A 14,150-nucleotide genomic window follows, 5' to 3' on the forward strand; every position below is an offset into this window, starting at 1 on the left:
GCTTCCGCACATCTGCCTGCGCCTTTCGGAGAATCAATTATAATCCAGAGCCGTGATGTTATTCAAAAGAGCCGCGGTGTCAATGTATAAGACCGTGTCACCGCGGCGTCTGCATCTTCTGCGGGCTTTCGCATATGGCCGAAAGCCGGTGTCCGGCGTGCCATTAATCTGAAAAAAAAGAACTTCCGCTCGGCGGGTGGTCTGTGAGACGCGAACGGGACGTGCAGACGGACCGGTGCGGTATGTTGAGACAGATTGCAGCGCGGGCTGCACGAAAAAGGCGCGGAGCATACACTCCGCGCCCTGTTATTGCAGTGCGCTGCCGCTGTTAGCGACGGTCGCGACGATCGCCGCCGCGTCCGTTGCGTCCGCCGCGGTCACCACGGTCGCCGCGTCCGCCGCGGTCTCCGCGGTCGTCACGGTCGCGGGGTTTGCGCGGGGGGCGTGCGGTGTCGGCCGGATCCCATTCCACGCCCTGCGCTTCCAGCATGACTGCCTTGCGCGAGGCGCGTACGCGTCCGTCATTGATCTCGATGACCTTGACTTCCACGTCCTGTCCCAGCTGCACAACATCCTCGGTTTTTTCCACGCGCGAGGTGTCCAGCTGCGAGATGTGAATCAGCGCTTCACAATTGGGCAGAATTTCCACAATGGCGCCGATCTCCATGATCTTGCGGACTTTTGCGGTGTAGTTTTTACCCAGTTCGGGGCGCTGGTCGTAGTACATGACCATTTCGCGGGCCATATCCATGGACTCTTTGGTGGGGGCAAAAATGGAGATTCTGCCGCTGTCCTCGATGTCGATGGATGCACCCGTGGCCGAGGTGATGGCTTTGATGTTTTTGCCGCCGGGGCCGATGATCACGCGGATGATTTCGGGGTTCACTTCCACCACGCTCAGCTGGGGAGCGTATTTGGAAAGCGCCTGACGCGGCTCGGGCAGCACCTTGGCCATTTCATTCAGAATGTGCAGACGCGCTTCGCGGGCCTGAGCCAGTGCGCGGCCCATCACTTCGGCGGGCAGGCCGTCGATTTTGATGTCCATCTGCACGGCGGTGACGCCTTCTGCGGTGCCGGCGATTTTGAAGTCCATATCGCCCAGAGCGTCTTCATCACCCAGAATGTCGGTAAGAACGATGAACTGGTCATCTTCCTTGATGAGACCCATGGCAATGCCGGCCACCGGAGCCTTGACGGGCACACCGGCGTCCATCAGCGAAAGGCTGCCGCCGCATACTGCGGCCATGGAGGACGAGCCGTTGGATTCCATGGTTTCGGAAACCACGCGCAGTGTGAAGGGGAAGCTGTCGGGCGAGGGCAGTACGGGGCGCAGAGCGCGTTCTGCCAGCGCACCGTGACCGATTTCGCGGCGGGAAACGCGCACGGGCTTCACTTCACCCACCGAATAGGGCGGGAAGTTGTAATGCAGCATGAAGCGCTTGGTTACGTCACCGGTAAGGGAGTCCATGCGCTGTTCGTCGGTGGTGCTGCCAAGAGTGGTCACCACAAGGCTTTTGGTCTCGCCGCGCGAGAAAATAGCCGAACCGTGTGCGCGGGGCAGGGCACCTGCTTCGATGATGATGGGGCGCACGGTTTTGGTGTCGCGGCCGTCGATGCGCAGGCCTTCTTTGAGTATGCGCTGGCGCACGATGCGTTTTTCAAGGCTGCTCAGAATATCGCCCAGAGCGGCAAGGCGTTCGGGAGTTTCGGCAAAGGCGGGGTCCTGCAGCAGGGCGGCCTTCACTTTTTCCTTTACGGCCTTTTTGGCTTCCTTGCGGGCCATTTTTTCCCTGACCTGCAGTGCGGCTGCCAGATCTGCGGTGGCAAGAGCTTCGGCCTTTTCCTTCAATTCAGTGTCTTCTTCAGGAGCCACGAACTCGATTTTGGCCTTGCCTGCCAGTTCGCGCAGCTTTTCCTGCATGTCGATGATGGGCTGCACTTCGCGGTGCGCCCATTCCAGGGCCTGCGCAATCACTTCTTCGGGCACGAAGTCGGCTTCGCCCTCAACCATGACCAGAGCGTCGCGGTTGGCGGCCACAACAAGGTTGAGGTCGGCCTTTGCCGCTTCGGTGATGGTGGGGTTAAGCACAAATTCGCCGTCGATGCGGCAGACGCGGGCACCGGCCACGGGAGCTTCAAAGGGGACACTGGACAGCATGACGGCGGCGGAGGAACCGCACAGCGCCAGCACGTCGGAGTCATTTTCCTGATCGGCGGAAATGACATTGGCCAGAATCTGGACTTCGTTGGTGAAACCCTTGGGGAACAGCGGACGCAAGGGACGGTCGATGAGGCGGGAAACAAGAGTTTCGCGCTCGCTGGGGCGGCCTATTTCGCGGCGGAAAAAGCTGCCGGGAATGCGGCCTGCCGCGTACATCTTTTCGGTGTAGTCAACAACCAGCGGAAAGAAGCTGATTTCGCGTTCCAGAGGCTGCGTGCACACGGTGCACAGCACAACGGTGCCGCCGCACTGAATCCATACCGCGCCGTCGGCCTGATTGGCCAGTCGCCCGGTTTCCATGATGATTTCTTTACCGCCCACGGTGGCGGTGAGGCGCTTGGCGCCGAAGAGATTTTCCATAACGTAAGAATCCTTTTCTCGTGAAGGGGATTCCGGGGAGAAGGCCATGCCCTGACAGGGCGTTCTTCCCGGACCCCCCTTTCACTTGCGTTGGGCGGCTGTGCCGCCGGGGTGTACAAAGCAGGGGAACCCCTGTCGGGGTTCCCCGTGTGAACCTACTTTCTGAGGCCCAGCTTCTGAATGAGAGCGCGGTAACGCTGAACGTCCTTTTTAGCAAGGTACTTCAGCATGTTGCGGCGCTGCCCGACCAGCTTGAGCAGGCCGGTACGGGAGTGATAGTCCTGTTTGTGGGACTTGAAGTGTTCAGTCAGGTATTCGATACGTGCAGTAAGCAGGGCCACCTGCACTTCGGGAGAACCGGTATCGCCTTCGTGCTGACCGTATTCTTCAATGATGGACATCTTCTTTTCAGGAGTCATTACCACAGCAAGTTACCTCCGAGTAACATATTATGTATTCCACAGCCCCCGCAGAACCGTCCAGACGGGCACCTGATTTCTGTAGGCTGTTTCCGCCAGAGCCAGCGGGTCACCGGCCGGGTCGAGCAGTACGGCTCTGATACCTTCGGTAAAAGGCATGCTGGCCATTTCTGCCGGATCATACGGATGGGGCATGCCGTTTTTCACACGGGCTTCGTCAGCTGCGCTCAGGCGCAGCTTGGGCCAGTGCGGCAATGCCTTGTCCAGCGGTATGACCCTGCCGGCAAGTTCCGCCGGTTCTGCCAGAACGTCGTCCAGATCATGGGCTTCGTCCAGCGAGAACGGGTGGCTGTACTCCCGGATGAGTTCGGTCAGCACAGCGCCGCACCCTAGACGGTTCCCCAAGCTGTGGGCCAGGGATCGTATATAGGTGCCCGAACTGCAATGAACCCGGAAGCGCACAAACGGCAGCTCAACAGCGAGCGTTTCCGCCTGTGAAATTTCTATACGCCTTGTTTTGACAGGCGTTTCCTTACCTTCGCGTGCCAGCTTGTACAGGGGCTGCCCCTTGTGCTTGGCCGCGGAATATGCCGGAACCTGCTGTTCCGACGAACCTGTCCACAAGTCGACAGCGCGGACCACGTCCTCTTCGGTTACGTGCGTCCAGTCTGCTGTGGAAAGTGTTTCGCCTTCGTCGTCCCACGTGTCTGTGGTGCGTCCCAGTTCCAGCGTGCCGGAGTATATTTTTTCTCCGCCTTCCATCAGATAGCCGGAAATCTTGGTGCACTGGCCCAGCAGCACCAGCAGCACGCCCTGAGCCATGGGGTCCAGCGTGCCGGCGTGGCCTATTTTTTTCTGCCCCAGCCGTTTGATTCTGGCGATGCAGTGAGCCGATGTGGGGCCTTTGGGTTTGTTAAGTACCAGTACCCCGTGCTGCTGTGCAAGTTTCGAATCAGCCATACAGTTAAGCGCCCTCGGCGTCCAGTGCAAGATTGCGCGAGACGGATGAAAGTATTTCCTGCACGGCGGATTCCAGCGGCATGTCCAGTTCGGCACCGGCGGCATTGCGGTGCCCGCCTCCGCCGAAGCCGGCGGCAACCCGCTGTACATCGGCCGTGCCGTTGGAACGCAGGCTGGCTTTGGAACGTCCGGGACCGTGTTCGCGCACGGTGACGGCCACCTGTACACCACGGATGCGGCGCATGTAATTTATAATTCCTTCGGCATCGGCGATGGTGGTGCCGGTTTCTTCCAGCACGGCGGAGCTGATGCCCAGCGCCGCAATGCGTCCGTCTGCACTCAGGCGCACGGCACCCATCAGTCTGCCCCACAGCTGCATGCGGTTCAGGCTCCAGTTGTTCTGCATTTTCGGTCCGAAATCGCCGAGATCAAGCCCGCAGCGCAGGATGTCGGCTGCAATTTCAAGCACCTGCGCCGTGGTGTTGCCATAGCTGAACGAACCGGTATCGGATACCAGCGCAAGGTAGAGAGCTTCGCCCACGGGGCCGTCGGGCACTGCGCCCAGCTCACGGCCGATAAGCGCGACCATCTCGCCGGTGGCGGCGCAGGAAGAATCAACCCAGTTCACATCGGCGAACTGGGGATTGCCCAAGTGATGATCAATGTTGATGCTGGGAACAGAAGAAAGCAGTGAACGGATTTCCTGACCCGGGCGGCGGTCATCGCCGCAGTCGAGCACCACAAGCCGGCGCGGAGCAAAGCTGTCTATCTCGTCCAGCGCGGTGACGCAGGGGGCGCCCATATCCAGCCAGCCGAACTGGTCCGGCACGCCGGACTCGTTGTACAGCATGACCTGTTTGCCCATGCGGCGCAGCATGTGCGCAAGAGCGGCCATGGAACCTATGGCGTCTCCGTCCGGATTATAATGACTGGCAATGAGAAAGTCGTCTTCGCGGCGCAGTATTTCGGCAATGCGTGCCGCGGGCATGCCGTGGTTTGTGCTTTCCCGCATGGCGGTGTTCCTTTGGCGCTACTCGGCGCCGAAAAATTCCATATCGCTGTAGGTCATTTCTTCGGGGCAGGCTGCTTCCATCATGCTCAGGCACTTGGTAAGTCTGCTCTGCAGGTGCTTTTCGCTGTTGCTTACGGTGACCACGGCCAGCGAAAGACGTGTAAGCGAATCCTGATTGGCAATTTCTGCAATGGATACGTTGAACTTGGCGCGGACCTTGGCTTTCAGGCTGGAGGCAACTCTGCGTTTGCCTTTGAGCGAGTCGTTGCCGTGCAGCGTGTACTCTACTGTCAGAATACCGATGACCATGGCATGTCTTTCCGCGGATGCCGCTGTGCCTGCCGTGTACAGGTTACGGCAGCGCGGCATGGTATAATCCTGCGGGGCGCCGCAGCGCCCCGCAGGGGGAGTGTTTAATCGAGGGTCGCTGCTTCTTCGACTTCTTCAAAGGCTTCGATGATGTCGCCTATCTTGATGTCGTTGTAGTTTTCAAGACCCATGCCGCATTCAAAGCCCTTGGCAACTTCCTTGACGTCGTCCTTGAAGCGCTTGAGCGAGTTGATGCGTCCGGTGTAGATGACCACGCCGTCGCGCAGCAGGCGCACCTTGGTGTTGCGGATGATCTTGCCGTCGGCCACATGGCAGCCGGCAACGGTTCCCACCTTGGGCACGCTGAAGGTTTCGCGCACTTCGGCCTGACCGAGGTACTGTTCTCTGACCACAGGGGCCAGCAGACCGGCCATGGCGGATTTGATTTCTTCCGACAGCTTGTAAATGATGTCGTAGAAGCGGATTTCCACCTTTTCCTGTTCGGCCACATCCTTCACTTTGGCGGTGGGGCGCACGTTGAAGCCGATGATGATGGCGTCCGAAGCGGAAGCCAGCAGAATATCGGATTCGGTGATGGCACCGGCGCCGCTGTGGATGATGTCCACTTTGACTTTTTCGGTCTGCATTTTACGCAGCGCATCGGTGATGGCGCCCACGGAACCCTGCACGTCGGCCTTGAGCACGAGGTTGAGGGTCTGCGTTTCGGCATCGGTTTTGCGCCGTGCAAGGAATGTTTCCAGGGTGACCTTGCTTTCGCGTGCCAGATCGCGTTCGCGCTGTTTGATGGCGCGCTGTTCCGCAATGCGGCGGGCAACCTTTTCATCCTTGACGCAGATGAACTCTTCACCTGCCACAGGTACGCCTTCAAATCCCTGCACTTCGACAGGAATGGAGGGGCCTGCCTGCTTGGCTTTTTTACCCTGATCATTGAACATGGCGCGCACACGCCCGCTGAAAACGCCGCAGACAAATGCGTCGCCGTGTTTCAGCGTGCCTTCCTGAATGAGCACGGTACCCACGGCACCGCGGCCCTTGTCCAGTTTGGCTTCCACAATGCGTCCGCGTGCGGGCTTGTCGGGGTTGGCTTTCAGTTCCAGAACTTCGGCCTGCAGTGCCAGCATTTCCAGCAGATCGTCCAGACCTTCGCGGGTCTTGGCCGAAACATACGAGAAAATGGTGTCGCCGCCCCATTCTTCGGGCACAAGGTCCTGCTCCGCCAGTTCACGCATTACGCGGTCTCTGTTGGCGCCTTCCTTGTCTATTTTGTTCACGGCAACCACAATGGGCACACCTGCGGCCTTGGCGTGGCTGATGGCTTCACGGGTCTGTTCCATCACGCCGTCGTCCGCGGCAACCACCAGAATGACAAGGTCGGTCACCTGTGCACCGCGGGCACGCATGGCGGTGAACGCCTCGTGACCGGGGGTGTCAAGAAACACGATGTCGCCGCGCTTGGTGCTTACGTGGTATGCGCCGATGTGCTGCGTGATGCCGCCCGCTTCACCGGTGGTGACACTGGATTTGCGGATGGCGTCGAGCAGCGACGTCTTGCCGTGGTCAACGTGCCCCATGATGGTGACAACAGGGGGACGGGGCAGCAGCAGTTCGTCGGCATCCACTTCCTTGGGCAGGAGGAACTCATCTTCAGAGAAGCCCACCTTTTCCACTTCGTAACCGAATTCTGCGGCAACCACAGTCGCGGTGTCGATATCCAGCGACTGGTTGATGGTGGCCATAATGCCCAGCGACATCAGAATTTTTATTATTTCCGGTGCCTTCACACCCATCTGGTGGGCAAAATCGGACACGCGGATAGCTTCATCCACTTTGATTTTACGCTTGGCCGCGCGCTGGGGCTGCGTGGACACGGGCTTTGTTTCGGGCTTGCGTTTGCCCTTTTTGCCGCGGTTCCAGTTGCCGCCCACATCTTCGCGCATTTTTTTGCCGCCTGCGCCCTTGTCACCGAATTCCACCGTACGGCGGCCTTTCTGGCGTTTCTTCTTGCTTTGTCCGTCGGCAAAGGGAGAAGAATTTTCGGCCTGAGCGGGCTGTCCGAAACCGGCCGCGGGGCGGGCACCACCCGGACGCGGAGCGCCGGGGCGGGGTGCGGGACGGCCATCGCCGGGACGCGAGTCACCCTGACGGGGACCGCCGGGGCGGGGACCTGCGGGGCGTGCGCCGGCCGGCCGGGGACCGCGGTCAGGACGTTCTGCCCTTTCTTCGCGGGCCTGAGCCGCAGCTGCAGCCTGAGCCTGCACGGCTGCAGGGTCGGGGCGCGAGATGACACGGACCTGAGGCCCTGCGGTTTCTTCGCGTTTCTTTTTCTTTTTCTTTTTCCTGCCGCCGTCAGCGTCGCCATCGGCTTCGGTGTCGGCCTGCACGGAGTCTTTTTCAGGTTCCATTGAAACCTCGTAACGGCGCTTTTCTGCCGGCGCCTTTTCAGCCGCGGGTTCAGCCGGAGCGGATTCGGTTGTTTCCGCCTGTTGCACCGGTGCACCCGCATCATGTGCTTCAACTTTTTCAGGCGCGGCAGGCTGCGCTTCCGGTGCGGGCTGCGCGGGCGCGGCCGTTTCGGGAGCGGGTTCTGCTTTTTCCTCCGCCTGAGGGGTGGCTGGCCGGATGATGCGCGCTCTGGGCGCTTCTGTCCGTGCTTCCGCCTTGCGTGCTTTGGCAGGCGCGGGCTTGGCTGCGGGAGCTTCTTCAGCTTCGGCTGCCGGTGCGGCCGCCTTGGCTTCGGGCTGCGCGGGAGAGGCCTGTGCCTCTGTTTCGGCAGGGGCTGCTTCTTCGCGGGCAGCCGGCTTTGCGCCGGAGCCCTTGCGGCGTCTGCGGATGATGACATCCGAAGCGCCGTCTTTGCGTCTGGCGTCGCCCGATGCTTCCTGCACCTGACCGCGCACCTTGCGCGCTTCTTCTGTAGTCAGCGTGCTGGTGGCGTTTTTCGCCGGAATATCCAGTTTCTTGGCCGCTGCCAGCACTTCTTTCGGAGCGATGTTCAGCTCGGTGGCCAAGTCCTTAATTTTGATTTTAGTCTCGCTCATGCGTGAACCCCCTTGCACTTTCTCCGCCAGCCCCGGAACTTCGGGAACCGTTGCCTGCATTGTTCACTACTGCAAACGTAGTAGCCTCTGCCCGGCTGGGTCTGAGCTTCGTCGGCCACGGGGTCGCCGCAAGGCTCACCCGGGGGGCAGACGTAGCGCAGGAGATCGCTCTTTGCAAACCGTCTCCTGCAGATGACGCAGGTGCGTATCGGAATATGTTTTTGTCCGTCAGTCATCGGCTTCCGGACTATTCGGCGTTTTCCCCGTCAGCGGCTTCTTCTTCCTCTCCGTCTTCAGCGCTGCGCTGTACAGGGGCAAGGAAGTTGATGGCAGCCCGCAGATCCGAGATCTTTCCGGGAGTAAGGCCTTCCACGGCCATCAGCTCTTCGTCTGTGGCGTCGCGCAGCTCTTCTATGGACGAGAAGCCCGCGGCCACAAACTGCTCGATGGGCACTTCGGCCACGCTGGCCAGCTGTTCGAGACCGCGCCCTATGGCGTTGGCTTCGTTGTAGCGGGTCTCGGTGTAAATATCTATTTTCCAGCCCAGCAGTTTGGATGCCAGTTTGACGTTCTGACCCTTTCTGCCGATGGCATTGGTCAGCTGATCGTCAGGCACAACCACTTCGAGCATGTTTTCCTCTTCGTCCACAATGATGCGGCTGATCACGGCGGGGCTGAGGGCGTTGCGTGCATAGGTTGCGATGTCGGGACTCCACACCACTATGTCGATGCGTTCGCCGCGCAGTTCCTGCACGATATTCTGAATGCGCGAACCGCGTATGCCCACACAGGCACCCACCGGATCGACATCGCGGTCCCGCGAGGTGACAGCCACTTTGGCGCGGCTGCCCGGATCGCGGGCAACACCCATCACCTGAACGGTTTCGTCATCCACTTCGGGCACTTCGCGTTTGAACAGCGCGGCCATGTAGTCGGGGTGCGAACGGGATACCACAACCTGCGGGCCGCGGCCTTCCTTGCGCACTTCTATGATGATGGCCTGCACGCGGTCGCCGCGCTTGTAGTGTTCGCGCGGAATCTGTTCGTCTTTGGGCAGCAGCGCTTCGGTACGGCCCAGATTGATGATCCAGCCGGTTTTGTCTCTGCGCTGAATGATGCCGCTGGCGACTTCGTTCAGGCGGTCCTTGAATTCTTCGTATATGATTTCCTGCTCGGCATCCCGCATGCGCTGGATGATGACCTGCTTGGCGGACTGGGCGGCAATACGGCCCAGATCTTCGATTTTCAGGCGAAAGCCCATCTCGTCGTCAAGCTGGACGCTGGGGTCGTGTGCGCGGGCGTCTTCCAGAGAAATCTGCGAAGCCTCGTCCTCCACTTCTTCCGTCACGATTTTGAACTGGTAAACCTCGATTTCGCCTGTTTCTTCATTGAAGTTGACTTCAAGGTCCAGCTCATCGCCGTATTTGCGGATGACGGAGGTACGTACCGCTTCTTCCAGCGTTTCGACCAGCAGTGCCCGGTCCAGCCCCCGGTCTTTGCTGATCTGGTCTATGGCTTTTTTCAATTCCATGCTCATGGGGAATTCCTCCGACTCGATATGTCCGGGCGGCCGTTAGCGCTTCTGGCCTTTTTCGCTGTCAAAATCGTAGATCAGTCTGGCTTTTTTCACATCGTCCCAGTGCGCGCTGAGTTCTTCCTGCAGGTTGTCGCCGCCTTTCAGCGGGTCTATCTGCAGAGTGAAGTTTTCGCCTTCCACGTTTCCGACAACGCCGGTAAATTTTTTCCGTCCGGGAAACTGCGCACAGGGGGCGCGCAGCACCAGTTCTGCCTTGTGTCCTTTATAGGCGGCAAGCTGTGCCGCGCTGAACAAAGGCCGTTCCAGTCCCGGGGACGACACCTCGAGGTTGTAAGCCCCGGCAATGATGTCTTCGACTTCCAGTGCCAGCCCGATATGCCGCGAGACAGTGGCGCACTGGTCGATGGTAACGCCGTCGGGTCCGTCAATATATATACGCAGAACGGCCTTGCCGCCCTGAATAAAGTCCATGCCCCACAACTCAAGGTCGAAGGACCGGATGACGGGGGTGATGATTTCCAGCAGTTGTTCGTGAATTGTTGTGACGGTCATATGCATCGTACCATGCGGTCTTGCCGCAAAAAAAAAGGGGGCCTTGCCGGCCACCCCGCGTTCAGCCGCTTAGCGGCCACAGGATGTATCAATGTCCGCCGGTGATAATCCGGTCTGCCTGCACGGCGTAGGCCAGAACAGGTAGCATCCACGTGGGAACCGCACATTTGAATCGCTATCGTATATGTTGCTCCCGAGACGTTGTCAATGGCCGCAGACCAAAAAACCGGCGCCGCCGGTTAAAAGAAGGCTGAACAGGCTGGCCCGCATGTTGCATCGTGACCGGCTGTGCGGGCGCCTGTGCGCCGCGCCAAGGAGGCTGCCATGCAAGACAGTATGTATAGCGCGTTATTCGGGGCGCTTACCAACGAACACCGGCTGAACAACATCGCCAACAATCTGGCGAACGTGAATACCACCGGGTACAAACGCGACGTGCTCGCGTTCAAGGACACTTTTCTTTCCTTTGCCCATGACGAGGTGATGGAACCCATACCCAATGTGCGTTCCAAGAAGATGTTTCCGGAGCCGATACACATTGCCAAACCGCGCATAGCGCTGGCCAAGACCGATTTCAGTCAGGGCAGCCTGAAGCTGACAGGCGGTACGCTGGACATGGCCGTGCACGGCGACGGCTTTTTCAAGGTGCGTACCCCGGACGGCGAGTTCTACACCCGTAACGGCAACTTCCGTCAGACTTCCGACGGTCAGCTGGTAACGCAGCAGGGCTGGCCCGTGCTGGGAGCGGGCGGAGACATACAGATTCCGCCGCGTGCCAATCTGACAGTGGCGGAAAACGGCACCATCTATGCCGACGGTGAAGAGATAGGTCAGGTGCAGGTGGTCACGCTGGACAATCTGGATGCGCTGGAAAAACAGGGAAGCAACCTTTTCCGACTGCGTGAGGGAGCGGAGGCGCAGGAGGTTCCTGTGGAAAACCCCGTGGTGCTTCAGGGGTTTCTGGAAACGGCCAACGTCGAGGTTGTTACTGAAATGGTCAACATGATCGAAGCCAACCGTCAGTTTGAAGCTTATCAGAAAATTATGCAGACCACTGATGCCGTGGACAAAATGGCCACCACTCAGGTGGGCAGGGGCCGTGCGTAACGTGCGGCAAACCGGAGGATATCCGTCATGATGCGTTCTCTCTGGACTGCTGCTACAGGTATGATCGCCCAGCAGCTTAATATTGACACCATTTCCAACAACCTCGCCAACGTGAACACACTGGGCTTTAAAAAGAGCCGCGCCGAGTTTGAGGACCTCATGTATCAGAACATGAAGATCGCAGGCTCGGTTACCGGCAACGACCAGCGTATTCCCACGGGTATTCAGGTGGGTCTCGGTGTGCGTCCCACCACCGTGCACAAATTTTTCACTCAGGGCGATTACTCCAACACGGGCAACCCGCTGGACCTCGCCATTGAAGGTGACGGGTTCTTTCAGGTTACCGTGAACGGCGAACCGGCTTACACGCGCGCAGGTGCTTTCAAGCTCAATCAGGACGGCACCGTGGTCACGGCCAACGGTTACCCGCTGGAGCCGGAATTCACCGTGCCGCCCGAAACAAAAAACGTGGTGGTGACCGAAAACGGGCACATCGCGGCGCTGGATAAGAACGGTGAAGAGCTGGCCGCGGCTGATATCCCGCTGTACACGTTCATCAACCCCGCGGGACTGCAGGCCGCCGGACGTAACCTGTACCTTGCATCGGAGGCTTCCGGTGTGGCTGTGGAGGGCGTGCCCGGCGAAGACAATGTGGGCACCATCGCGCAGGGCTTTCTGGAAATGTCCAACGTGGAAGTGGTGGACGAAATGGTCAATATGATTGTGGGGCAGCGTGCGTACGAAATGAACTCCAAGGCCATTCAGGCTTCGGACAACATGCTGCAGACGGCAACCCAGCTCAAGCGCGCCTGATGCGTCTGCGGGGGATCGTGCGTATGTGGATGTCCGTTGCAAAACCGTATTCAGGCGCCGCGGCAGAGTCTCTTTCGCGGTGTGGCCTGCGGGGCCTGCACATGGTGCTGCTGGCCGTGCTGCTGGCCGTGCTGGCTGCTGTTCCCGCCGGAGCTTCTCTTACGGGCACGTGGCGTCTGCAGCTGCGCGATGCGGCGGTGGTGCACGGAGATATGGTGCTGCTGGGTGAAATAGCTTCACCCGTGGGAGAAATGCCGCCGGAACTGTGGCAGCAGCTTGCCCGCCGGCCGTTGTGGGAATCACCGGATAAGACCGGCAGAACCATGAGCATAACCGGCCCGCGGCTGAAGCGTGCCATGCGCCGGTACCTGCCGGAACACCACCGCAAATGCCTGTACCCCGCTTCCATGGCGGTGCAGAAAGGGGGCGGTCTGTATGACGAGGCCGCTTTGCGCAAGGTGGTGGCGGACTCGCTGACTCCGCGGCTGGCCGCACTGGAAGGCGAAGCCTCGCTGCGGGATTACAGGCTGCCTGCGTTCATGTTTGTGGAAGACCCGCTGAACACTGTCATGCTGATGACGGACGATGTCCGTGCCGGAAGGCTGTCGCTGAGGCTGGCCGAAGTGCGGCCCACCGGAGACGTGGTGCGTCAGGCCACAGGCAGTGTGTTTGTGGATGTGTGGACGGGGGTTCCGGCTGCGGCGTTTCCTGTTAACAGGGGCGATCTGCTGGGGCCGGATGCTGTGACCATGGTGCGCAAGAACAGGGCGTTCATGCGCGGAGACCCGTGGGACGGCAAAGGCGGCCCGTGGCGCCTGACGCGGGCCGTGGGGCAGGGGCAGGTCATCTATGCAGCCGATCTTGAAATAATGCCCACTGTGGCGCGCGGAGACAGGGTTGATCTGGTTTTCCGCGGCAGCCGCATTCTGCTTACCGTGCCTGCAGAAGCGCTGGCAGACGGTGCCGCCGGAGATTCCATTCCGGTTCGGAATTTGCAAAGTCGCAGGCAGGTGTATGCCACCGTCAAAGATCCGACCACCGTCATTGTGCAATAGCCGGCCGCACCGGCGTCCGGAGGAGTGGATATCATGAGATACGCAGTCATATGCATGCTGCTGCTGGCAGCTTCCGGCTGCACGGCCGCCAGACAGGCGCCGTCGCCCGAACCCGGGCTTGTGCCGCCGCCTGTGGTCACCACGCCGGAGGAAAAAGCCGAAAATCCCGGTTCGCTGTTCAGCGATGAAAACGCAGACCTGCTCTATGCCGACTACAGAGCACGCCGCGTGGGGGACATTGTCCTTATAAATATAGTGGAAAATTCCAAGGCCGAGAACAAGGCATCCACCTCCACCAATAAAGAATCCACCGGCGAGTACGGCGTTTCTTCGTTTTTCGACCGCAGCAAGGTGGGCATCATTCCCGGGCAGACGCTGCTCAGCGGCCGCACTGGCGATGTGCCGCTGCTCAAGTTCAGCTCTGTAAGCGATTTTTCCGGCGACGGAGAGACAACCCGCGAAAACACTGTCACCGCCACCATTGCCGCAAGGGTGACACGGGTGCTGCCCGGAGGTCTGATGCAGGTCGAGGGGTCGCGTGAAACCAGAGTGAACGAAGAAACCCAGATAGTGATGGTGAGCGGACTGGTGCGCACTTCGGACGTGGCGGACGACAACTCCGTCATGTCCACCCAGATGGCTGATGCCCGCATTTCCTATTACGGCAAGGGTGTCATTTCGGACAAACAGCGTGTGGGCTGGTTCACCCGGCTCATGGACAACCTCTGGCCGTTTTAGGAGCGCAC

The 14,150-nt window shown here is 59.8% G+C and carries 13 protein-coding genes; 4 read left to right on the plus strand and 9 right to left on the minus strand.

Features of this window, described 5'->3' with window-relative positions; genetic code table 11:
* Positions 1-328: 328 nt before the first annotated feature.
* From pnp to H586_RS0113855, 9 genes are all read right to left on the minus strand, one after another.
* On the minus strand, positions 329-2,581 hold the full coding sequence (pnp, locus tag H586_RS0113820; protein WP_011368916.1) for a polyribonucleotide nucleotidyltransferase: 2,253 nt from the start codon (positions 2,579-2,581) through the stop codon (positions 329-331).
* A gap of 155 nt (positions 2,582-2,736) precedes the next feature.
* Positions 2,737-3,006 (minus strand): 30S ribosomal protein S15, encoded by a 270-nt coding sequence (gene rpsO, locus H586_RS0113825; RefSeq protein ID WP_011368915.1) that lies wholly within the window; start codon positions 3,004-3,006, stop codon positions 2,737-2,739.
* 24 nt (positions 3,007-3,030) lie between these two features.
* Positions 3,031-3,960 carry a tRNA pseudouridine(55) synthase TruB gene (gene truB / locus H586_RS0113830; RefSeq protein WP_011368914.1) on the minus strand — a complete coding sequence of 310 codons (930 nt, stop codon included), beginning with the start codon at positions 3,958-3,960 and terminating at the stop codon, positions 3,031-3,033.
* Between the two features lie 4 nt (positions 3,961-3,964).
* Entirely contained in the window at positions 3,965-4,972 is a 1,008-nt protein-coding gene (locus H586_RS0113835) for a DHH family phosphoesterase (protein WP_011368913.1), read from the minus strand.
* Between the two features lie 18 nt (positions 4,973-4,990).
* Positions 4,991-5,281, minus strand: a complete 291-nt coding sequence (locus H586_RS0113840) for a DUF503 domain-containing protein (protein ID WP_027182357.1) — start codon at positions 5,279-5,281, stop codon at positions 4,991-4,993.
* 104 nt (positions 5,282-5,385) lie between these two features.
* Positions 5,386-8,340 carry a translation initiation factor IF-2 gene (gene infB, locus H586_RS0113845; RefSeq protein WP_027182358.1) on the minus strand — a complete coding sequence of 985 codons (2,955 nt, stop codon included), beginning with the start codon at positions 8,338-8,340 and terminating at the stop codon, positions 5,386-5,388.
* Complete coding sequence (locus H586_RS20540; RefSeq protein ID WP_011368910.1) at positions 8,337-8,576, minus strand: YlxR family protein; 240 nt, start codon at positions 8,574-8,576, stop codon at positions 8,337-8,339. The genes infB and H586_RS20540 overlap by 4 nt, the downstream gene beginning before the upstream one ends.
* Before the next feature lie 11 nt (positions 8,577-8,587).
* A complete protein-coding gene (nusA, locus tag H586_RS0113850) occupies positions 8,588-9,877 on the minus strand; it encodes a transcription termination factor NusA (protein ID WP_027182359.1) in 1,290 nt (429 codons plus the stop codon).
* 36 nt (positions 9,878-9,913) lie between these two features.
* On the minus strand, positions 9,914-10,429 hold the full coding sequence (locus H586_RS0113855) for a ribosome maturation factor RimP (RefSeq protein ID WP_011368908.1): 516 nt from the start codon (positions 10,427-10,429) through the stop codon (positions 9,914-9,916).
* Between the two features lie 324 nt (positions 10,430-10,753).
* Between H586_RS0113855 and flgF the strand changes: the two genes are divergently transcribed.
* The 4 genes from flgF to H586_RS0113875 all read left to right on the plus strand — a co-directional run bounded on the left by flgF (position 10,754) and on the right by H586_RS0113875 (position 14,142).
* Positions 10,754-11,536, plus strand: a complete 783-nt coding sequence (gene flgF / locus H586_RS0113860; RefSeq protein WP_011368907.1) for a flagellar basal-body rod protein FlgF — start codon at positions 10,754-10,756, stop codon at positions 11,534-11,536.
* Positions 11,537-11,563: 27 nt separating this feature from the next.
* On the plus strand, positions 11,564-12,349 hold the full coding sequence (gene flgG, locus H586_RS0113865; protein WP_011368906.1) for a flagellar basal-body rod protein FlgG: 786 nt from the start codon (positions 11,564-11,566) through the stop codon (positions 12,347-12,349).
* Between the two features lie 101 nt (positions 12,350-12,450).
* The gene (flgA, locus tag H586_RS0113870) at positions 12,451-13,404 is read left to right on the plus strand and encodes a flagellar basal body P-ring formation chaperone FlgA (protein WP_234702970.1); all 954 of its coding nucleotides are present in this window, start codon (positions 12,451-12,453) and stop codon (positions 13,402-13,404) included.
* A gap of 33 nt (positions 13,405-13,437) precedes the next feature.
* Positions 13,438-14,142, plus strand: coding sequence for a flagellar basal body L-ring protein FlgH (locus H586_RS0113875; RefSeq protein ID WP_027182361.1), 705 nt, complete (start codon positions 13,438-13,440; stop codon positions 14,140-14,142).
* Positions 14,143-14,150 lie beyond the last annotated feature (8 nt).

Origin of the sequence: Oleidesulfovibrio alaskensis DSM 16109 (assembly GCF_000482745.1) — a bacterium.
GTDB classification, from domain to species: Bacteria; Desulfobacterota; Desulfovibrionia; order Desulfovibrionales; family Desulfovibrionaceae; genus Oleidesulfovibrio; species Oleidesulfovibrio alaskensis.